Source organism: Streptomyces sp. NPDC001902 (genome assembly GCF_042891295.1).
Classification (GTDB): domain Bacteria; phylum Actinomycetota; class Actinomycetes; order Streptomycetales; family Streptomycetaceae; genus Actinacidiphila.
Genome location: NZ_JBIATA010000010.1, coordinates 35,763 through 54,896, shown reverse-complemented (window position 1 = coordinate 54,896; position 19,134 = coordinate 35,763). Strand labels below are relative to the sequence as shown.

Annotated in this window: 19 protein-coding genes and 2 pseudogenes; 7 read left to right on the top strand and 14 right to left on the bottom strand. The window is 68.9% G+C overall.

Annotated elements, in window-relative coordinates:
• Positions 1–44 precede the first annotated feature (44 nt).
• On the bottom strand, positions 45–614 hold the full coding sequence (locus ACFYYN_RS18265) for a GNAT family N-acetyltransferase (RefSeq protein ID WP_500546610.1): 570 nt from the start codon (positions 612–614) through the stop codon (positions 45–47).
• A 1,377-nt stretch (positions 615–1,991) separates the two neighbouring features.
• Positions 1,992–2,255, bottom strand: a complete 264-nt coding sequence (locus tag ACFYYN_RS18260) for a hypothetical protein (RefSeq protein ID WP_500546609.1) — start codon at positions 2,253–2,255, stop codon at positions 1,992–1,994.
• 466 nt (positions 2,256–2,721) lie between these two features.
• Between ACFYYN_RS18260 and ACFYYN_RS18255 the strand changes: the two are divergent.
• Positions 2,722–2,823: pseudogene (locus ACFYYN_RS18255) on the top strand (IS5/IS1182 family transposase); the annotation flags it as partial.
• A 362-nt stretch (positions 2,824–3,185) separates the two neighbouring features.
• Here the strand turns inward: ACFYYN_RS18255 and ACFYYN_RS18250 are convergent.
• Positions 3,186–3,485 (bottom strand): annotated as a pseudogene (locus tag ACFYYN_RS18250) (transposase); the annotation flags it as partial.
• A gap of 156 nt (positions 3,486–3,641) precedes the next feature.
• Positions 3,642–4,220 (bottom strand): DinB family protein, encoded by a 579-nt coding sequence (locus ACFYYN_RS18245; protein ID WP_500546608.1) that lies wholly within the window; start codon positions 4,218–4,220, stop codon positions 3,642–3,644.
• 47 nt (positions 4,221–4,267) lie between these two features.
• Between ACFYYN_RS18245 and ACFYYN_RS18240 the strand changes: the two genes are divergently transcribed.
• Positions 4,268–4,516, top strand: a complete 249-nt coding sequence (locus ACFYYN_RS18240) for a hypothetical protein (protein ID WP_500546607.1) — start codon at positions 4,268–4,270, stop codon at positions 4,514–4,516.
• Positions 4,517–4,574: 58 nt separating this feature from the next.
• Here ACFYYN_RS18240 and ACFYYN_RS18235 read toward each other — a convergent pair whose 3' ends face one another.
• Both ACFYYN_RS18235 and ACFYYN_RS18230 read right to left on the bottom strand, forming a co-directional pair.
• The gene (locus ACFYYN_RS18235; protein WP_500546606.1) at positions 4,575–5,597 is read right to left on the bottom strand and encodes an LLM class flavin-dependent oxidoreductase; all 1,023 of its coding nucleotides are present in this window, start codon (positions 5,595–5,597) and stop codon (positions 4,575–4,577) included.
• 397 nt (positions 5,598–5,994) lie between these two features.
• A complete protein-coding gene (locus ACFYYN_RS18230) occupies positions 5,995–6,771 on the bottom strand; it encodes an SDR family oxidoreductase (RefSeq protein WP_500546605.1) in 777 nt (258 codons plus the stop codon).
• Between the two features lie 301 nt (positions 6,772–7,072).
• Between ACFYYN_RS18230 and ACFYYN_RS18225 the strand changes: the two genes are divergently transcribed.
• The 3 genes from ACFYYN_RS18225 to ACFYYN_RS18215 all read left to right on the top strand — a co-directional run bounded on the left by ACFYYN_RS18225 (position 7,073) and on the right by ACFYYN_RS18215 (position 10,084).
• Complete coding sequence (locus tag ACFYYN_RS18225) at positions 7,073–7,300, top strand: hypothetical protein (protein ID WP_500546604.1); 228 nt, start codon at positions 7,073–7,075, stop codon at positions 7,298–7,300.
• A gap of 818 nt (positions 7,301–8,118) precedes the next feature.
• Positions 8,119–8,883 (top strand): snapalysin, encoded by a 765-nt coding sequence (gene snpA, locus ACFYYN_RS18220; RefSeq protein WP_500546603.1) that lies wholly within the window; start codon positions 8,119–8,121, stop codon positions 8,881–8,883.
• A 466-nt stretch (positions 8,884–9,349) separates the two neighbouring features.
• Positions 9,350–10,084 carry a phosphotransferase family protein gene (locus ACFYYN_RS18215; protein WP_500546602.1) on the top strand — a complete coding sequence of 245 codons (735 nt, stop codon included), beginning with the start codon at positions 9,350–9,352 and terminating at the stop codon, positions 10,082–10,084.
• Between the two features lie 679 nt (positions 10,085–10,763).
• Here ACFYYN_RS18215 and ACFYYN_RS18210 read toward each other — a convergent pair.
• From ACFYYN_RS18210 to ACFYYN_RS18200, 3 genes are all read right to left on the bottom strand, one after another.
• Positions 10,764–11,273 carry a hypothetical protein gene (locus ACFYYN_RS18210; protein ID WP_500546601.1) on the bottom strand — a complete coding sequence of 170 codons (510 nt, stop codon included), beginning with the start codon at positions 11,271–11,273 and terminating at the stop codon, positions 10,764–10,766.
• 600 nt (positions 11,274–11,873) lie between these two features.
• Positions 11,874–12,425: a hypothetical protein gene (locus ACFYYN_RS18205; protein ID WP_500546600.1), complete on the bottom strand. Its 552-nt coding sequence runs from the start codon at positions 12,423–12,425 to the stop codon at positions 11,874–11,876.
• A 398-nt stretch (positions 12,426–12,823) separates the two neighbouring features.
• Positions 12,824–13,555, bottom strand: a complete 732-nt coding sequence (locus tag ACFYYN_RS18200; protein ID WP_500546599.1) for a DUF6193 family natural product biosynthesis protein — start codon at positions 13,553–13,555, stop codon at positions 12,824–12,826.
• 315 nt (positions 13,556–13,870) lie between these two features.
• Here ACFYYN_RS18200 and ACFYYN_RS18195 point away from each other — a divergent pair, with 315 nt between their 5' ends.
• On the top strand, positions 13,871–14,143 hold the full coding sequence (locus tag ACFYYN_RS18195; RefSeq protein ID WP_500546598.1) for a hypothetical protein: 273 nt from the start codon (positions 13,871–13,873) through the stop codon (positions 14,141–14,143).
• Between the two features lie 213 nt (positions 14,144–14,356).
• On the opposite strand, the gene ACFYYN_RS18190 is transcribed toward ACFYYN_RS18195, so the two are convergent.
• A complete protein-coding gene (locus tag ACFYYN_RS18190) occupies positions 14,357–15,046 on the bottom strand; it encodes a hypothetical protein (protein WP_500546597.1) in 690 nt (229 codons plus the stop codon).
• 611 nt (positions 15,047–15,657) lie between these two features.
• Here ACFYYN_RS18190 and ACFYYN_RS18185 point away from each other — a divergent pair.
• Complete coding sequence (locus ACFYYN_RS18185) at positions 15,658–15,906, top strand: hypothetical protein (protein ID WP_500546596.1); 249 nt, start codon at positions 15,658–15,660, stop codon at positions 15,904–15,906.
• A gap of 566 nt (positions 15,907–16,472) precedes the next feature.
• On the opposite strand, the gene ACFYYN_RS18180 is transcribed toward ACFYYN_RS18185, so the two are convergent.
• From ACFYYN_RS18180 to ACFYYN_RS18165, 4 genes are all read right to left on the bottom strand, one after another.
• Positions 16,473–17,669: a serine hydrolase domain-containing protein gene (locus ACFYYN_RS18180; RefSeq protein ID WP_500546595.1), complete on the bottom strand. Its 1,197-nt coding sequence runs from the start codon at positions 17,667–17,669 to the stop codon at positions 16,473–16,475.
• A gap of 56 nt (positions 17,670–17,725) precedes the next feature.
• Complete coding sequence (locus tag ACFYYN_RS18175) at positions 17,726–18,511, bottom strand: response regulator (RefSeq protein ID WP_500546594.1); 786 nt, start codon at positions 18,509–18,511, stop codon at positions 17,726–17,728.
• Positions 18,508–18,855 (bottom strand): sensor histidine kinase, encoded by a 348-nt coding sequence (locus ACFYYN_RS18170; protein ID WP_500546593.1) that lies wholly within the window; start codon positions 18,853–18,855, stop codon positions 18,508–18,510. The genes ACFYYN_RS18175 and ACFYYN_RS18170 overlap by 4 nt, the downstream gene beginning before the upstream one ends.
• Positions 18,856–18,924: 69 nt before the next feature.
• Positions 18,925–19,083, bottom strand: a complete 159-nt coding sequence (locus ACFYYN_RS18165) for a hypothetical protein (protein WP_500546592.1) — start codon at positions 19,081–19,083, stop codon at positions 18,925–18,927.
• Positions 19,084–19,134: the final 51 nt, after the last annotated feature.

The following is a 19,134-nucleotide window of genomic DNA, read 5'->3' as shown; positions in this document are numbered from 1 at the left end:
TGCGGCCGGCTCCGGGCGGCTGCGGGACGGTGGGCGCGCCGGACTCAGACCGGCGTGGAGAAGCGGCGGCAGACGTGGACCCGGGCGAACTCGCCCCGCAGTCGCTCTTCGTCGGCGAGCGTGGCGTGCAGGAACAGTGCGATGGGCCGCAGGCCTGCCCGGGCAGCCTCAATCGCGTGGCCGGGTTCACCGGACGAGGTGCAGTGGTTGGCGTAGACGTGCAGGTAGTGGTCGCTCTCGGCGAAGCCCATCGCCCGATACAAGGCCAGGGTGTCCGCGTCGTCGCGTGTCCAGGCGTCCAGCGTGGAAGCCCCGGCGGCCCGGGCCCGCGAGCGGGTCTTCTCCAGCAGTCGGCGGCCGATGCCGCGGTGCTGGTGGTCGGGGTGGACTGCGACGGTGTCGATGGTGGCCAGGTCGCCCTCGACGCTGGTGTCCATGATCCCGACGATGCGGTCGTGCTCGTCGACCGCGACCAGGTCCAGGCCCGGGCCCGACGTGCCGGGCCTGGCCTGCAGGACGTCGTCGAAGTAGGCGGTGGTCAAGAAGGCCAGCACCCGGCAGTGCAGCCAGGCGGTCTCATCGGCGGGCGTGTACTCGCGGACGGTGTAGTTCACGGTCGTGATCCTCTGCAGGCGTGGTGGTGTGCGGACGGTGGCTGCAGAGACGAGAGATCATGCCGCAGATCCTGGCCGACCCCGCGGACGGGCGGCAAGCGAGTTTCGCGCTCCCGCGGACCCGGTGCCGGCCACCTGGGGTCGGCCGCTGGTGCCGGCAGGGCGGCGCGGCTGACCCGGCATGCGAAACTCCCGGTCACCAGGCCCTCCTGGCTCCAACGGCGCCTGGCCACCTCCGCCGCCACGGCAACCGCCGCCACCGCGTCCGCCATCGGTCACCCGGCAGGTGGCGGCGGCACCGGATCATCGGTCAAGGCCACCAGCACTGTCGTGAACAGCGACCGACCGTGTCCGCGGGACGCCCCAGTTCGGCGGCGATCCGGCGGTGCCCCCAGCCGCCGGCGGCTATCTCCAGCCCCGCGCCGACCGCCTCTGCCGCATCCGCCCTGCGCGCCAGCACCGCCTCCGGCCCAAGCACATAGGTCGTCGCGCAGGCAGGGCACCGCGTACGGCGGGGCCTCAACGTCAGCCCCGCACCGAACCGGTCCCGGATCCTACGAGGCCGCGCATGCCCCCAGCCGGCCAACGGCCCGGCGCACCCCGGACAGGCCAACTGGTCCTGGCTCAGCAGGTGTTCCCTCCGAACCGGGTCCATGGCCACGCTGAGCACGCGGCAGCTCCCCGTCCCCGTCCGCCGTGTGCACCATGTCGCGCCCACGCAGCGCAAGAAGGCTGCCCCGACCTCCACCCGGCTCATCTGCACTGTGAATGTCGCGGACCCGCCCCTACGTCGTCATCCGACCTGTCGTCCAACACCCCATGGCGGCTCCGGCCCAAAGTCGCTACGTCGGCTCTGCGTCGGGCTCGCCTGTCCTCAGGGTGGACCACGCACTGATCTCCCACAGGGCATGAGCAGCCGTTCGAGTGGATGGGACCAGGGGGAACCGTAATCAACTGGCGGCGAGGGAAGTCGAGTTGCACGACGTCGGCACCATTCCCCGCAAAACGCAAGGCCTGAATCTGGTTTCAGGCGACCTGGAGAGGTCACATACTACGGTCGGGACCCTGGAATGGGGTCGTCACCTCTCCGTCCCTCATGGGCAGATACTCCATCTCAACGGGCCCCGGGTAGAAGGAGGCACTGTTCGGTCCGGTCATGTCCTCACCGATCAGATAGCGGTATAGCCATTCCGAGAAGCCCATCGCGTGGGAGAAGAACGCGTCGTCACTTCCCACGTACACACAGACACGCCACTCGGCCGCCTCCTTGTCGATCAGGAAGACGTCCTCCCCCTTGTCCGAACCCGCAATGGGAATCAGGCCTCCTGGGACGCCGAAGACCGGATTCCCTTCAGGAAAGTCGGAGGGGCAGATCGTCTAACTCCAATCGATCCTCTTGTACGCCTCCGCCGTATCACCAATCCAATTGCCGAGATTCCAGGATGAAGTCGCAGGGTGATGGAAGTAGAGGTGCTTGTTCAATTGGATCGGAGCGTATGCGTCGATGAACTCTCTGTAATCTTCGGGAAGTTCCGATCCAAGCCGACGTTCCAGCTCATCCCAAACTGCAGGACCGGTAAAGCGCTGCTCGCCCGGCCCGAGCATCATGAGAACCTTGGGCCAAAAGTCACGCTCACGCATCAATTTCACCTCTTGTAGTTCGCCGCTGGGACTCGAGTTCGACTATGCCGTTCGCTGCATTGGTGATCACCAGCATCGGCGAGGTGTTGTAGACCGCGCGCGGGCCGCGGGTTTCATGGCGTGGCAGTTCGGATGCGCTCCTCGACGTGCGAACGATGGTCGCCGACTCGACGAGGTCGACCCCGCGGCCGGGGTGATCTCCATGTCACCATGCTGCCAGTCACGCCCGACGTGCTCGGCTCCGGAGCCTCGCGCTCAGCCGCCGCCAGCGGCAACAGACATGAGCGGCGTCGGGCGGCCAGAAGCGGCGATGCTCCGTGCGGTCACGAGCTCGGGAAGACGCACGCGCTCGAAACTCCCACAGCGGTGATCGGCGAGTGCTGTACAGCAGCGAAGTACAACAGCTACCGCCACCGCAGCCGACCACCAGCAACTCTGCATGGCCGTCTGACCAGACGAGCAGACCCACCATCACTCCCACAAGCACGTCCCCGCCCGCGTTGAGCACGTCTTCGCGCGAATGAAGACCTGGAGGATCCTCCGCGACTGTCGCTTGAAGGGCGGCGGCCAGGCCGAGGAAGGCAAGGAAGTACGAGCCCTTTCGTTCGTATCGGACGGTGAGGCAGCTGTAGCCGAAGAGCCAGGCGATCGACCGTTCGATATTCCAGCGGTGCAGACCGAGGCGTTCGCCGCACTCGATGCCGGACCGCGCGACGCGCGCGACGAGCCCGCGCTCTCGCAGCCAGGCCAGGTGTTCGGCGGAGAAGTACGCCTTGTCCGCGCGGAGTTTGACGGATCGGCGCCGCCGTGGTCCCGGCGGGACCGGAGGGCGGGTATGCCGCTGATGAGCGGCTTGAGGGCGAGGCCGTCGTGCATGTTCGCGCCGGACACGGCGACGGCGAGCGGGATGCCCTGGGCATCGGACGGCACCTACAGCTTGCTGCCCTTCTTGCCGCGATCGACCGGGTTCGGCCCGGTCAGCGATCCCTCCTTTGACGCGAACAGAGGCCGCGTCGACGATCGCCGGGTCCAGTCCACCTCGCCCCGGGCCTCGAGTTCATCCAGTACTGCCCGGTGCAGCCGACGCCACAGGCCGGCCTTGGTCCATACCGTGAAGCGGCGATGCGCGGTGGCGGGCGACGTGCGAATGTCGGGCGGCAGATACTGCCAGGCACAGCCACTGGTCAGCGCGTACACCACGGCCGTGAACACGGCCCGCTCGTCACACGGAGCGGTCCCACCATCTCACGTGACGAGCAGCGAACGACGGCAGCAACGGGGTGGCCGGCTCCGAGAGTTCATCAGGAACCAGACACTTCGATAGCTCAGCACCCACGACCACATCGTGCCGCACGAACGTCGCGTCACATGAGTCAACCTCTAAGCCTAGACTGGTGCGGCCGACCTGGCGGCCCGCTCGATCTTCGCGCAGTGGGCTGCACGGGCTTCCTCGTCGATCTGCTGCTCGTGTTCGGCGCGCAACCCGGTCCGGCCGTCGAGGCCCTCGCGCAGGATATCGGCGTGCCCGGCATGCCGGATGGACTCGCCGAGGACATGGACCATGATGGCGAACAGGTTCGTGTCGGCATAAGGCTCCGGCCACCACGGCACGTGGCCGGGGGCGTCGAGGGGAAGCTCGTTGATCGTCGCGTCCGAGTGTTCCCACGTGCGCCGGTAGAACCCGATGATTTGATCGCGAGTCTCGTCCTCGGTCGCCCACAGATCGCTGCCGTTGGAGTCCTGCCACCGGGGCAGCGGTTCCGGGGAAGGGCGGTCGAAGACCTCGCCGAAGTACCTGGCCTCGACGGTGGCCACGTGTTTGACCAGGCCGAGGAGGTTGGTCCCGGTCGCTGTCAAAGGTCGGCGGGCGTCGTATTCGGACAAGCCGTCGAGTTTCCAGAGCAGCGCCTTGCGGTCCCGCCGCAGTCTCCCGAACAGGTTGTCCTTCGCGAATTCATCGATCATGCGGCATGAGCCTGCCATGGGCTGCTCGTGGTCTCAAGATCCCGTACGTGGTCCGCAACGACTGGCAGAGCCGATACCTTGTGATGGCCGCCGCCCTGACCTGCTACAAGAACCTGCAGGGGCTGGCCTCGTTCGTCCGCACCGAGAATCCGACACCGTTCCAGAAGGACGATCTGCTCCTGGCCCAAGAGGTCGTCAGCCGCGCCGTGGTGGTCGTCGCCAGACTGCTCTCATACGCTTCGGCACCCGGGATCGGGGCCTCCATGAGCACGAGGCGCTCGCCCCCATGCGGATAGAGGTGAGGGGTGCCGGACGGGGCGGCCCGTCGATTCGGACCGCCCCGTCGAACGATGCTCAGCGCCAGCCGAGTTCCGGTGCCACGTGGGTGAGGATGCTGTCCAGCACATGGGCGTTGTAGTCGACCCCGAGCTGGTTCGGGATGGTCAGCAGCAGGGTGTCCGCGGCCTGGATCGCCTCGTCGTCCCGCAGCAGCTTCACCAGTTCCTCCGGCTCCGCGGCGTAGGAACGCCCGAAGACGGCCCGGGTCGTGTCGTCGATCATGCCGACCTGGTCCCGGGAACCGCGGTCGCGGCCGAAGTAGGCCCGGTCGAGGTCGTTGGTCAGGGCGAAGATGCTGCGGCTGACCGACACCCGGGGCTCCCGGGTGTGGCCCGCCTTCCGGTACGCCTCGCGGTACGCCTCGATCTGCTTGCGCTGCTGGACGTGCAGCGGCTCGCCCGTCTCGTCGTTCTTCAGCGTCGAGCTCTGCAGGTTCATCCCCAGCTCGGCGGCCCAGACGGCGGTCGCGTTCGATGCCGAGCCCCACCAGATCCGGTCGCGCAGCCCCTCGGAGTGCGGTTCGATCCGCAGCAGCCCGGGCGGGTTGGGGAACATCGGGCGCGGGTTGGGGGTGGCGAAACCCTCGCCGCCGAGGACCGTGAGGAACGCCTCGGTGTGCCGGCGGGCCATGTCGGCGTCCGACTCGCCCGGCGCGGGGTGGTAGCCGAACAGGCGCCAACCCTCCACCACCTGTTCCGGTGAGCCGCGGCTGATGCCCAGTTGCAGCCGACCGGCCGATATGAGGTCGGCGGCGCCCGCGTCCTCGGCCATGTACAGCGGGTTCTCGTAGCGCATGTCGATCACGCCGGTGCCGATCTCGACCTTCGAGGTCCGCGCGCCGATCGCCGCGAGCAGCGGGAACGGGCTGGCCACCTGCCGGGCGAAGTGGTGCACGCGGAAGTACGCACCGTCCACGCCGAGCTCCTCGGCGGCGACCGCGAGATCGATCGACTGGTGCAGGACATCCGCGGCCGACCGGGCCCGGGAATGCTCGCTGGGCGACCAGTGGCCGAAGGAGAGGAATCCGATTTTCTTCACATCATGTCCAGCGGTTGGAGGTTGTGTTCGATTCCCGCTCCCGTTCATTTCTCCAGGTCGGGGAACGGTACGAGGTCAAACGCGGCCAGTACCTCGGCGACGGCGGGGCGTGCTCTCCTCCGACGTCGGGGGACGGCGGCACGCCACGGTGTGCGTCCCGGCCCGAGGTCATGAACCGCTCGGCTGGCTGGCCGGGTGCAAGGGCGGACACAGTGCGCATCGGATGCCGCCGGTTGGCCATCCCGTACCGGATGCCATGTACGTGGATCAGGTTGCCGGCCCGGACGGTGAAGGGGCGGTCGCCTTCCGGGAACGACCCAGCCGGCAGTACGTAGCAGGTGTCACTGGTGTGGTGTCCGTACCCGTCCTGCGCAGCGTCGACGTGGCCGGACTGATCTCAGCTGGGCTGGGCCGTCGGCATGATGAAGACCTGCGGGAGATTGACCCTCAGCGGCATGGAGGCGATGAAGCCAACCGTCTGCGCGATGTCGTCCGACTGGAGCCAGTCCATGGTCTCCTTCGACCCCTCCAGCCACGCGCTGGCGCCGGGATCAGTGACGTGCTCCTGCAGCTCCGTGCCCACGATCCCGGGCTCGATTGCGGAAACCCGCACGCGCTTCGGGCCCAGCTCCACCCGGAGGTGCTTCGACAGGTGCGAGACGAACGCCTTGGTGCCGGCGTAGACGGCGAAGGTCGGGTAGAGGTTCTGTGCGGCGCTCGACGAGGTGTTGATCAGGTCGGCGACGCCGCGCTCGGTGGCCGCCTCGACCAGCTGCGGCGTGAACGCGCCGATGACGTTCATCAGGCCGGAGATGTTCAGGTCGATCTGGCGCTGCCATTGGTCGGTGCGCAGCTCCTCGACGGGCGCGGGCAGCATGACGCCGGCGTTGTTGAACAGCAGATCCGCGCCACCGAGGTCGTCCTTGACCTGGTCGGCGGCGGCACCCACGGCCTGGGCGTCGGTCACGTCCGTGGCGATCGCCAGTGCGGTGCCGCCGTTCTTTTCGATGCGGGAGATTAGCTCGGCGAGTCGATCCCCGCGCCGGGCCAGCACGCCGACTTTGGCTCCCAGCGATGCCAGGTGTTCAGCGGTCGCTTCGCCGATACCGCTGGAGGCGCCTGTGACGACGGCCACTCGGCCGACGAGCGGAGTAACAGAGGTCTGCGAGGTCATTGAGGGATTACCTTCCGTGGAACCTTCGGGGGGGCGGTCGCTCATCCGGGCCGCTCATCCAGCACACCACCACCACACCCCTGCCAGGACCGCGTACGGCACCCTTCATGCAGGCGCTGCAGAAGCGGCTCCGAGTCCGAGCACGGGCATCTTGAGCTTGTCCTTTTCTGAGAGGATGCGCCGATTTCCATCTGTGTCCTTCTGGAAATTCCGATAAGGCTTGAGGCCACGATCAGGCCGGAGATCCAGTCGGCGCTCTGGCTCTGCGGCCTCGCCCCACGGACTTTCCTGGAGGAGGATCATGGGCGCGGTTGTCGTCTTCGCGAGCATGTTCATCGGGGGCGCAGTGTTGGCGGCGGACTACCGCGATTCAGTCCACAGATTCCTGGACTTCTGGGGCACCCTGCTCCACGGCAGGCCCAACGATGTCCTCCCACGCGGCTTCGCCCGCGCCTTCGGAGCCTTCTGGGCCTTCATGGGCGCCACTGGGATCGTCGCCCTGACGGTGAACGCCGTCACCGGCCACTGAGCCGGCCGCCGCCGACACCGCTTGCCTGGCTTGGCTGTGCGCGTCTGACAGGCGTGCGCAGGGAGGGCCGGGGCCATGCCGGTGGAGTTGAGCGCGGTCGAGCAGCGACATCACGCGGTCATGGAGGCCGTCGCGGGGGGTCGGCCACTCAATTCGGGGCTCCGTATTCGTACGTGCGCACCCAGGAGTGCACCGACTGCCCAGACCGCGGCCCATCGCCTCGTGGTCGACCGGGACGCCGGTCGATGCCCACCGTCGCCGGCGGCGCCCCCGCTGTACGGCGGGCCCGGCTTCCATCCTGATCACGACTGAGCGGCGGCGGCTCAGCGGTGAGGGATGCCGCCCAGCACCGAGGGCGACTCCCTGGGAGCGACTCGGGGCCGGTGGGGCGCGAAACAGACGGAAGCCCATATTTTATGATGTCGGTCACAGCACTCCGCCAACCAACTGGCGCACTTAGTAGATGTGGCGTGGCGGATACCTGAGGGTTTGTCCCTATTTGCCGGAATGCGGATCCCGCCGCACGTCCCGGAATTCCGCCCGGCCGAGCCGCACCCCCGCTGCCCTGCGGTGCAAGGCTTCTGACGTCGCGACAGCTTTCTCTCGCGCCGCCATGTGCGGACTGCAGACCCGCACACTCCCCCCGGCGAGGTCCTGGGACCTACGAGGCGACGTAGTGGCGGGACCCTTTGCGCTCCCTGTCGAGCCGTTCTAACAATGACCCCCCACAGGACGTCGCTGCAGTTCGGAACCGGTGTTCACGCGGAGTCGACCGCGCACCGGGCGCTCGGCGTCACCGAGTGAGAAGGAGCCCTCACATGAAGTCGTCCCGCACCTCCGCGAGGCTCCTCGCCCTCGCTCTCGGCCTGGGTCTGGCCTCCAGCGCGCTGGGCGTGGCGGTGCCGGCGAGCGCCCAGACGGCCGCCGCCCCGTCCGCTTCCGCCCGTACCTCCGTGGCGCGGTACGACGGGTCGGTTGCGGAGGCCACGAACAACACGGCGTTCTTCAAGGCTGTGCTCAAGTCGGTCGCCGAGAAGCGCGCCGCCCAGCCCAACGCGCAGGCGGTGACCGTCTACTACGACGCCTCCAAGGCACCGACCTTCCGTTCGCAGATAGCGAGCGCGGCCTCGATCTGGAACAGCTCCGAGTCCAACGTCAAGCTCCAAGAGGCGTCGAGCGGTGCCGACTTCTCCTACTACGAGGGCAACGACTCACGCGGGTCCTACGCCTCCACCAACGGCCATGGAAGCGGCTACATCTTCCTCGACTACACGCAGAACCAGCAGGACGACTCGATCCGCGTCGTCACCCACGAGACCGGGCACGTGCTGGGCCTGCCGGACAACTACAGCGGGCCGTGCAGTGAGCTGATGTCGGGCGGCGGCCCCGGCCCGTCCTGCACCAACCGCTACCCGGACGCCACCGAGCGCTCGCGTGTCGACCAGCTGTGGGCCGGCGGACTCGCGCAGGCCCCGGGCACGGTGAACCAGCCCGGTGACCACCTGAGCCCCGCACCGCCGGTAGGGACCGTGACGCCGGGCCACGGTCCGGGGCGTCCGCGCAGCAGCACGCCCTGGAACTGATCGTGTTCCCGGGTGGGAAGCGGCTCGCTGTCGCGGATGGCTACAGCCACATGCTCAAGACGGTCGTCTGAGCACCTCTTGCAGGCCGGCCGACAGACGCTGGTGCTTTGTACGGCTGTCCTGGGAGGGCGGAGCCAGGAGGCGAAGCCAACCCGTACGCAGGCGGTACCGAATCGACTGTGCCGGTAACCGCCACCGTGAGAGTTCATCCTGGCCCCTGCGGGGCACCGAGGTCGACCCGGCTCATCCCCCTTCCACCCGCGGCATTCGACGCAGGTCAGCTGTACGCAAGTGAGCGACTAGCCTTCATGACGACGGGACAGGGGGCGGGCCTCGGCGACACGGGAAAGCGTTGATCATGAGCAGCGAAGTACCCGCGGACTTGCTGGAGATTGTCGATGCGCTTCTGCCGGGCGCTCCCCTGGATCGGGTGCGTCTGGCTGCCGATGGCAATGTCCATCATGTCGTGCTGCTGCCGGGCATCGCGGCCGTGCGGATCAGCAAGCGTCCGTCGGCAGCGGAGGCGCTGCCCCGCCGTATGGAACTGCTACGGGCGATCGGCGCCGCCGGTCTGCCCTTCGCCGTACCGGAGCCGCTCACGCCGGTCGCGGTCTTCGACGGCCGTGCCGCCGTTGCCGTGTCCTGGATCGACGGCGTCGCACTGCCTGAGGGCGAAGGGGACCCGGAGCAGATCGGGGAACTCCTGCGGGCCCTGCGGGAAGTCCCCCTCACAGTGGACCTCCGCCAGGCCCTTGCCGCCGCCCAGGACCCAATCCCCACACGGGGCTGGGCCGGCATCCTGGCCGAGGACGTCATCCCCCGCCTGCCCGCGCGGTGGCGCGAGGAAGGCCGGCGCCGCCTCGACGACGCGATCGCCCTGGACCCCGTACCCGACGCGCTCGTCCACGGCGACCTCGCCGGCTCCAACGTCCACTGGAGCCCCGACGGCGAACTCATCGGCGTCCTGGACTGGGACCTCGCCCTGCCCTTCGACCCCGCCATCGACGCCGCCTGCATGGCCTGGCACGGCTGGGACACCATCCGCAACGCCGTCGACCACGCCACCTACCAACGCGCCCGCATCTGGGACCAGACCTTCGGCATCGAGCACCTGATCGCCGTCCTGCCGGGCAAACCTCTGTCCAACGTCGACAGTTACGTCAGCCACATCGTCCCCTGGCTCGAACACCACACCCCCTGACAGTCCCACCGCAGGACTGCGTTCGCTGTGCGGCGAGTTCGGCCGGCGTGGGCTCACGTCGCGCTGCCGGCGCCTGATCGGTGCGCTCTGGTTCGCGTGCCGGCACGGCCCGGCGCATCCAGTGTCCGGATCAGCGTCTCGTGGAGCGGGGCGGACACTCCCGGCGTTGGGGGATCGAGCCGCCTGATGAGGGCCGACCCGCGCCGGGGCAGGGCCAGTGGCTTGCGGTCCAGGCAGGCCACGCTAGAGCTCGTCGTAGATCGCGCCCGCTTCATCGTCATCGAGCGGGCGCGCGCCTTCCCACACCGCCAGGTCGTAACTCACCGCCGCATCCTTGCAGGTCCCCGCGCGGGTCGGTCAGCGGGGCATGGCCCTGACGGGGCCACATCCTCCATGGACCAAGGACGGAGTATGAGGGCAGGAGCGGATGGCCACGCGCCCCGACGGAGTAAGACGGCCTCATTCGCCGGGCGATCATATGCCGCAATGTTCTGCACCGGCACCGGCCAGTCGGGTCGCCGTCCACCGCCGCCGCAAAGCCATCGTCGGGGCGCTGGCCCGTGCAGCGGCCCTGTGTGCAGGTACCGGAACTTCATCCTGTCGGGGCCGGCCCGATGGCCGTGACCGGCCCACGCTGGTCACGGTCATCGGTCTGCTTGCTTGTTACCGACCCAGGCGCCTAGCAGTAGTTGTCGTAGCTGGTGCGGTATGCCAGGTCGTACGCGTCCTTGTAGTCTTCCGTGGCCTTTGCCGGAGCGTACGAGTGCCGGTAGTCGCACTTGAGGGTGAGGGCGTCGCGCTTGCCGTCCTTCGCACCCTTCGCCTTGCCCTCGGAGGCGTCGTTGGCGCCTGCAGGCGTGTTGGGAGCCGCCTCACCACGACAGTAGTTGTCGTAGCTGGAGCGGTATGCCAGGTCGTACGCGTCCTTGTAGTCCTCCGTGGCCTTTGCCGGAGCGTACGAGTGCCGGTAGTCGCACTTGAAGTTGAGGCCGTCGCGCTTGCCGTCCTTCGCACCCTTCGTCTTGCCCTCGGAGGCATCGTCCGCAGGAAGGTGCGCGGCTCGCGAGGTAGTCGTTGCCGAGATGTTTGTGGTGTCGGCCGCAGCCTGCGTCATCAGCGCGGGCGAGAACGCCAGTGCTGCCGCGGCGACGGGGCTCGCCATGATCGCGATGCTTCGCTTCGCGCGCATAGCTATCCTCTTTCTTCGAGACATTACGTGCGCATGGCGCCTGAACCTGGCCAGGACACATCCCGGGAGCGGTATCCACACCGCGATGCGCTGGGCACCATGAGGGCCGGTGGCTTCCGGCTTGCGACGCCAACTTCCTCGCGTGCGTAATTGGATTACCGCTGCAATTGTGGCGCCTGTGTTTCGACCGTATCGAGCGATGCGTGCGGTGTCCACTTATGGCCTAATGGCGCATGATTGATGCCTCAACTGCCGTGAGAACATGGCGATGACCAGCAGAAATCTCTGCGTTCGCATTGGTGCCTGCGGCAATTGTCAAAGCCTCATCCATGCACGCCACGGCACCTCTGCGCACCTTCCGACATCGCGCGGATGGCAGCGTGCCCCTCCCATTCCGGGCGGCCCCCGGGCGCGGTCCCCGGGGCGTTGGCGCGATCTGCATCGCCGCTGGCTCGGCAAGACCAACGAAACACGCCCGCATCCGAGACCACGGCGCACGGGCTCCTGCCCCCCCAACACTCAAGATCGCGTCACGAACTCCACGGGCCGGGACGGTCACCACGAGGGGCACACGAGGGCGCCCCGAGGGCGGGGCCGCGGTCAGCGCTGCCAGAGGAACGCGGCCCGCTCGCAGGGCCGGCAGACGAAGGTGTAACCCAGGCCGCCGCCACCGAAGTTCGCGGAGGTGGTGTGGTCGTGCCCCTCCACCAGTTCCGCCACGAACGCCATGGGCGAGGCGCAGGAAGGGCAGGACGGCGTCTCGTCGTTCTGCAGCCAGTCCGGCTCGCCGCCCAGCCGTCCGAGGACGGGCGCCGTCGTGGCGACGCCGACGGGCTGCGGGCGCAGCGCGGTGACGGCGCCGAGCAGCGTCTCGCCCTCGGCGGGGACGGCGGCCGGACCGAGCGGGCCGGTGAACAGGTAGGCGCGGTTGCCACCCGCGGCGGCGTCCCAGTCGTCGCACATGTCCGGGTCGTTCTGGCAGAAGAAGACGGCGACCGCCCCGCCGTCGACGGGCAGGTGCGCGAGGAACTGCAGCGCCCCGGCGCAGTTCCGGCAGGTCGGCCACACGAAGCCCTCCGGGACGAGCGGGACTCCGCCGGTACGAAGGACGGGCGCGTCGGGGGCGGCTTCCCCGTCGTGGATCAGGAGCACGGCGAGAGCCTAGACGACTGGGTCCGCTGTTCTCAGTGGTCGTGGGCGGTCAGGGATCGTCGGTGCTTGGCGTCGCCACTCCGGTTGTGCCGGATACCGGATGCGCGGCGAGGGGGCGTTGCTCGGTGCGTGCGAAGAATCCGGCCAGGGTTCTGCCACCGTGTTGTCCGGACTGAGCCGACCTTTGAAGGGGTCGAGACGGCCTCGATCCACTGGCGGCACACGGGCGCGTCGTCCATGCCGGCGGACTCGTCCTTGCGGTCGGATAGGACCCGGTGGACGTCGAAACGCTCGGTGAGCATCGCCTCGAACTCCCGGCCCGCGAAGCCCTTGTCGGCGAGGGGCCGCCTGTGCGGTGCGGATGAGACGGTGGTCGCGTTCCAGCACCGCGGCTAGGTTCATCCGCCCAGCGCGACTGGCGCCAGGCCGGAAGGCAGATGGTGCACGGCCAGTGCCACAGCCTCCTTCGCCGTGGTGAAGACGCCGAGGTCCTCGTTGGCGATGCTCCCGCCCGCTCCGTACGTGCCATCGCTTTTCGCGGCCAGGTACGGTCCGACGACGGTCAGGCGCGGGCGGGTTGTGGTCGAGAAGCGCAGCGCCCAGTGGCTGGTGAACGGGTAGAGGGCGCACAGGACCGGCTCGGCGTACGCGGCCTCGATCAGGGCCTGGTACGTCTCGTGCCAGTCGTACTCCATTTCGGCCGCCTCCAGGCGCAGGCTCTGCCACTCGGATTCCGTCAGCCGTGCGGGATCGTGGTCCGGCACCTCAAATCGTCCGGTCACATGCACGAAGGGTGCCGCTCGGCGGATGTCGTTCAGGGACGCCCCGTCGTGCCACGCCAGGGCGGCACTGGCGATTTCTGCCAGGTCGTCTGTCCTACCGTCGATGAGGGCCAGGCTCTGGAACGGTTCCGTGCCCCGGATCGACCAGACTCGTTCGTACGACCAAGCACTGATCTTCAGCGGTTCGCGATGCGGCAAGGTGCTGGGCACAACCGCATGGACCAGGTCCGAGGACCGGACGGGAACGGCGTCGAGGCGACCTTCCGCCGCGGTCCGGAGCGCCGCGGCAAGGCTGCCACAGGCCGCGACGTCGGGGTACAGGACAGCGGGGTCAGGAGGTGTCGGCACGACTCCAATTGTGCCTGAGCCCCTGGTTGCCTGGGGTGGATGCATTGATGCATCTCTGAAGAGACGATCGCTGATCCTGTGCGGCAGGGTTGGTTCGCAGTGTGAAGACGAGTGGTCTGCGGAGGGACCGCGTGGCCAGAGGATGCCAGCGGCGCCGAGCCGGAGTGCGCACGGTGACGCGCTGCTCTAGTGTCGGAAAAAGGGGTGGTCTGCCGAGCCGACCGCTGCGAGGCCCGCTTCCACGGTCGTGCACCGGTCGTGTCCGCGGCTCGGCGCCTTGAGTTCCCGACCGACCCCGGAGAGCAGGTGCCTCCCATGCGCACGTCGATCCGAATCGCCAGTGTCCTCACCGGTCTGACCGTCGCACTCGGCGGCGCGGCTTTCACCGTCCCCGCCGCCCACGCGGACATCCCGTCCTGCACGAACATGGTTCGGCAATCGGGCGTCGAGGTTTCCGACGCCGTCACAACGGCGTGCACCCTGGGGGTACACGGTGACCTGAAGGGCTGTGTGAGCGGCCTGACCGGGGCCGGCGTACCGGGCGGCGCCGCCACCGGGGCCTGCCGGGCAGCGGCCAACCCGCCGTGACGGCGCTTGTCGCCGGGGCCTTCACAGGTGAGACCACCTCACCGGGGCCGACCAAAGGTCGCCGCCTGTGGACAGTTGCCTGGCCCGCTTCGTGGGTTGGGAGATCACCTGCGTGACCTGCCGCACGGGGCCCGCCCCTCATCGGGTGAGCCCACGCACGCGTGACTCCAACTGCACGTACAACCTCGGCGGAATCGAGCGGGCCGCAGGTAGTCACTGCCCGGAGGTCGGTGTGCCCTGCGCGGCGATCGACTTGGGGCCGCATGAAAGTCGGGCGGCTTCTCGTGCGACGGCCAGGTCGGCATCGCTGCCGGGACCGGTCCGGGTGCCGCACTCAAGGGTGCCCGAAGCCTCCGCCGTCCAGCTCTTCGCATGCCCGATGGTCACGGTTTTCGTGCCTGGGCACGTGTACCGGAAGTCCGCCTCGACGACGTGTGTCTCGTTGTACAACACAAATCGGCCTGCCCCAGGCGCCGAGACGGCCCGGCTCAGATTGGGATCGCCCGGTCTTCTGCCGACCTCGGTGAAGGCCATGTCGGCGGAAGTGTCATCCTCCTGGGCCTCGCCTATCAATTGCGCAAGGGAAAACAGCACTTCACGCGACGGCAAGGCTGGACCGCTCGCCAATACGGATGTCTCGGGCCACGAGACCCGGTGCTTGGGTGCCTTCGTGAACGTGCCGCCGCCCTTGCCGAAGGTCTCCACCTCGGAGAGGGCGGAGAGCCGAACAGGCCGCTCGACGTTGAACCACTGGTACGTTCCGTTGACGCAAGCCCTCGGACCCATGGTCCGAGCCGGCACCGACGGCGCTGCCTTGCCTTCGGTGTGCGTGGCGGTTTCGGTACACCCACCAGCGCCCGCGATCGCCACGAGGGCGACACCAGTAGCGATCGTTCGCCTCATGGCGATTCCCCCACGTAGTGCTCGGCGAGCGGCCGGGTCTCACCCCTGGAGCGAGGGGCCGATGCATGATCGCACAGTGGCGCACGGTGTTGCGCGCGGCCGCCGTTGAGCCGCCCTCCCTGGAGATCGTTAACGGCCGAACGGTAGCGGCAGGCGCTGACACCGGGGGCTTCCGACCGAGCTCAGGCCGACTTCCCGTCGACGGGACCGGGGGTCGGCAGGCACCGGCATGGCGAGCGATTCCGTCATCTCCGCGCTGCTCGGCAAGCAGCAGTTCGGCACGCCCGCACTGTCAGACGCTGGACAGCTGGGACTCCGAAGCCCGGTTTGTGTGGTTCTCGACGCCGACCGATCGCATCAAGGTGGGGCACCTGCGCCGTGACCCGGGAGCAGCGCTGCATGTCCGGGGCGGCAACACACGAATAACTTCGCGAATATATGACTATTTAAGCCCGATGAGAAATTGAATTGTATTTCGTGAGAAGCAGTGTTCTGCGGTGTTCTGGTGGCGCCGGAGGGTGAGGATCAGCGCATGCCCGGCCGAACGGTCCGGGCAGTCCCGGGGCCGTCAGCCCCCGTTCGTACGGAAAGGCCTGAACATGATCAACGGGTTGAAGAGGGCCACGGCCCTGGGCGCGGCAACGGTGGCCCTGGCCGCGGGCGCGCTCGTCGGCACGGTCGGCACCGCGTCGGCCGCCCCGCAGGACCACCGGCCGCCGAAAGCGTCGCACCACTGCGCGAAGGTGGCGGGCCACTGGGCACGGCAGTGGCACCCGGGGTTCCGGGACCGGCACCACCGCTGGCACCCCGGCAAGTGGACCCGCGTCTGGCGCCCCGCCCATCACGAGTGCCACCGCTGACCCCGTAGCTGACGCCGGCACCCGCCCGTAGGGGTGGCGGCGACCCGAACCGGAACCGGCCCCGACACGCCGCTAGAAGGCGTGATGGGGCCGGTTCGTCGTGTGCCCCGCACCTGCCGCCAGGTAGACGTCCGCTGGGGAGCACCGGTCGGACGACAACGTCGCTTCGAGCAGAGGCGCCGCGGCGGAGGCCCGGTGCACCGCTGGGGTACAGGGTCGTGGCAGATGCGATGGTGCGGCGTGGATGCGGCCGCGAGCCAGGACCGTGATGCGCGGTCCGCAGGCCGGTGGCCGGCCGGGGCGGTGAGGGCGTGTGGCAACGTCGCACCGAGGTCGACCGACCGCGACAGCGTTCCCGGCAGGGCGTGGTCGCGCATGTGGCGGGCGTCCAATGGTGGGAAGCAGACGGCCGCCCGGCCTCCTCCGGACGCTACCGCGGCCCGTGCCAGGTCGAGGACCTGGCACGGGCCCCGGCCCCGTAGGTGATGACCGTCGAGGCAGGGGATGCCCGGGTGTCCTGCGCAGGCCCGATCGTGATGACTCCGGGGCGCGGAGCGCCACCGGGCTCAGGCGGACGGAGCCCCGAACGCCGCGACTATCAGGGCCAGTTCGGTGGAGGTCATGTCCTCGCCCTTCGCGTCCGTGGCACCGACGTTCATCACCATCGTGCGGGACAGGTCGCGGGTGGCGGCGATGACGCTGGTGTAGCCGTACCGGCTGCCCGTCTTGCCCCACACCTCGCGGCCGCCGAGATTGATCTTGGACAGCCCTGCGCTGTAGGAGGCCGGGGCGCCCGAGCCGTACTCACGCACCGACGCCTCGGGCAGGGTGAACATCTCCTCCAGCTGCGGCCGAGGCACCACACGACCTGTGAACAGCGCCCGTTGGAACCGTTCCAAGTCGGCGGTGGTGGAGATGATGTCGCCCGCCGCGTAGCCCTGCGTCTGGCCCCACACCGTCACGTCGCGGAGCTCGGTCGAGCCGTCGGGGCGCGGAAAGGCCTGGTAGCCGTGGTTGTGGGGTCCCTCGATGCGCGGGTCGGTGCCGGGGTAGAAGGTGTTCTGAAGCCGCAGCGGCCTCAGAATGCGCCGGCCGACCTCCTCTTCGTAGGCACGTCCGGTGATCCTCTCGATCAGCAGACCGAGCACGGTGTAGTTGATGTTGAGGTAGTGCTGCTGGGTGTTGGGCGCGAACTCGGTCGGCTTCGCGGTCGCGTTCTCCACCATGTCCTCGGGCGAGTAGCGATCGAACCGGTGGGCGTAGGCCTCCTCGATGGTGTCGCCCGGCATGTCGGCCGCCGGAATGCCGCTCGTGTGGTTGAGCAACTGCCGCACGGTGACGTCCCAGTACGCATCGGGGATCAGTTCCGGCAGGTAGCGGCGCGCGGGCGCGCTCAGGTCCACCTTCCGCTCGGCGGCGAGCTGCAGGACCACCACCGCCGTGAACACTTTGGTCACCGAGCCGGCCCGGAAACGGCCTTGCGGATCGGCCGGGCGTCCGCTGTCCAGGTCGTGCACGCCCGCGCTGCCGCGCCACGTACCGTCCGTGCCGCCGACGCGTACGAGCGCGGCGGTGGTGTCGGAGTCGGGCAGGGAGCCGAGCGCCGTGCACAACGCCTCGGTGTCGAGCCCGCCCGTGTGCGCGGCGGAAGTACACGAGGACGGCGACGGGGGCGGAGTGGCCACAGCCGCCTGGGCCGCCGGGAAGGCCACGGCAGTCAGGGCGAGGAGAGCGGACAGGGCGGTACGGGTACGGGCGTTCATCTTGTGATCTCCTGACGACGGGAAACGGCGCGAGCCGTTGCCTGCCATCCTGTTGATCACAGCCCCCGAGCGGATCGCCCGGGCGAGCGGTCTTGGTGACGACGTCGAGTCGCCTCCGCGGGGGAGCCGGCGGGCCCGCCTCCTCCGGGAGAGGGATCACGTACCGGGAGACCGGCGCCGGCCGGTCCCCCCGCAGTCACCAGTCCGGTCTCGTACGCGCAGATGACCGCCTGGATGCGGTCCCTGAGTCCAAGCTTCGCCAGCACGTTGCCGACATGGGTCTTCACGGTGTGCTCGCTGACCGTCAGCGCGGCCGCGATCTCGGCGTTGGACAGTCCCCGGGCGAGGTGCAGCAGGGTCTCGCGCTCGCGTGCGGTCAGCGTGTCGAGCCGGTCCGACGCAGGCGCCCAGGCCGGCCGGGGCCGGCTCCTGTACTCCTCGACCAGCCGGCGCGCCACCGTGGGGGCGAGCAGGGAATCACCCTCGGCCACCACCCGCACCGCGTGGACCAGATCGTCGCGCCTGACGTCCTTGAGGAGGAAGCCGCTCGCTCCCGCATGCAGCGCCTCGTACACGTACTCGTCGGAGTCGAAGGTGGTGAGCATGATCGTTCGGCAGTCGGTCGCCGCACTGATGGCGCGACACGCCTCGATCCCGTCCGTGCCCGGCATCCTGACGTCCAGGAGCGCCACGTCCGCGCCGTGGAGCCGCACGGCCGCCGTCGCCTCGGCCCCGTCAGCCGCCTCCGCGACCACCTCGATGCCGGGCTGGGCGTCGAAGATCATGGCGAAGCCGCTGCGTACGAGCTCCTGGTCGTCGGCCGCCACCACCCGAATGGTCACCCGTCCACCTCCATGAAGACATCAGCCAGCGGAAACCGCACTCTCACCCGGAACCCCGTGCCGTCCGGGCCCGGGCCCATCCGGACGGTCCCGCCGTGCGCCGCGGCCCGCTCCCGCAGCCCGATCAGCCCGTGCCCCGTGCCCCCACCCGGCCTGCCGCCGGTGCCGACGGCGGCCCCCCTGCCGTCGTCGGTGACCGTGATCTCCACGGACTCGGCGCCCAGCTCCACGCACACCGTCGCGGATTCCGCGGAGGCATGTCTGACCACGTTGGTCAGCGACTCCTGCACGATCCGGTAGACGGTCGCTTCCGTGGCCGGTGGCAGGGACCCCGGAAGACCCACGGTCACGTACTCCACGGCGAGGCCGCCCGAGGCCACCGGAGGCGAAGAGCCTCAGGCGGCCGGTCGCCATCAGGGTTCTCTGGCGACCAGGCCGGACTGCGCCACCTCCGGGCCCTGTTCGGCGCCGCCTGGCCGGTAGTTCCGGACCCGCGCATCGCGCGCGACGTCCGAAGGAATGCCTTCCGAGCCCTCCTTCCCGCGCGCCTTGCCCTCGGTCACCTCTGCCACTTCTGCTCCCCTGCGCCGTGAATACCAGTCCTGACCTTGTCAGGATCCGGC

Excerpts from the sequence above, each read along its gene's own strand:
- ACFYYN_RS18180 (WP_500546595.1), bottom strand. The coding sequence starts at position 17,669 with ATGAACGCCCGTACCCGTACCGCCCTGTCCGCTCTCCTCGCCCTGACT.
- ACFYYN_RS18225 (WP_500546604.1), top strand. The coding sequence starts at position 7,073 with ATGGGCGCGGTTGTCGTCTTCGCGAGCATGTTCATCGGGGGCGCAGTG.
- ACFYYN_RS18195 (WP_500546598.1), top strand. The coding sequence starts at position 13,871 with ATGCGCACGTCGATCCGAATCGCCAGTGTCCTCACCGGTCTGACCGTC.
- snpA (WP_500546603.1), top strand. The coding sequence starts at position 8,119 with ATGAAGTCGTCCCGCACCTCCGCGAGGCTCCTCGCCCTCGCTCTCGGC.
- ACFYYN_RS18245 (WP_500546608.1), bottom strand. The coding sequence starts at position 4,220 with ATGATCGATGAATTCGCGAAGGACAACCTGTTCGGGAGACTGCGGCGG.
- ACFYYN_RS18190 (WP_500546597.1), bottom strand. The coding sequence starts at position 15,046 with ATGAGGCGAACGATCGCTACTGGTGTCGCCCTCGTGGCGATCGCGGGC.
- ACFYYN_RS18260 (WP_500546609.1), bottom strand. The coding sequence starts at position 2,255 with ATGCGTGAGCGTGACTTTTGGCCCAAGGTTCTCATGATGCTCGGGCCG.
- ACFYYN_RS18230 (WP_500546605.1), bottom strand. The coding sequence starts at position 6,771 with ATGACCTCGCAGACCTCTGTTACTCCGCTCGTCGGCCGAGTGGCCGTC.
- ACFYYN_RS18210 (WP_500546601.1), bottom strand. The coding sequence starts at position 11,273 with ATGCGCGCGAAGCGAAGCATCGCGATCATGGCGAGCCCCGTCGCCGCG.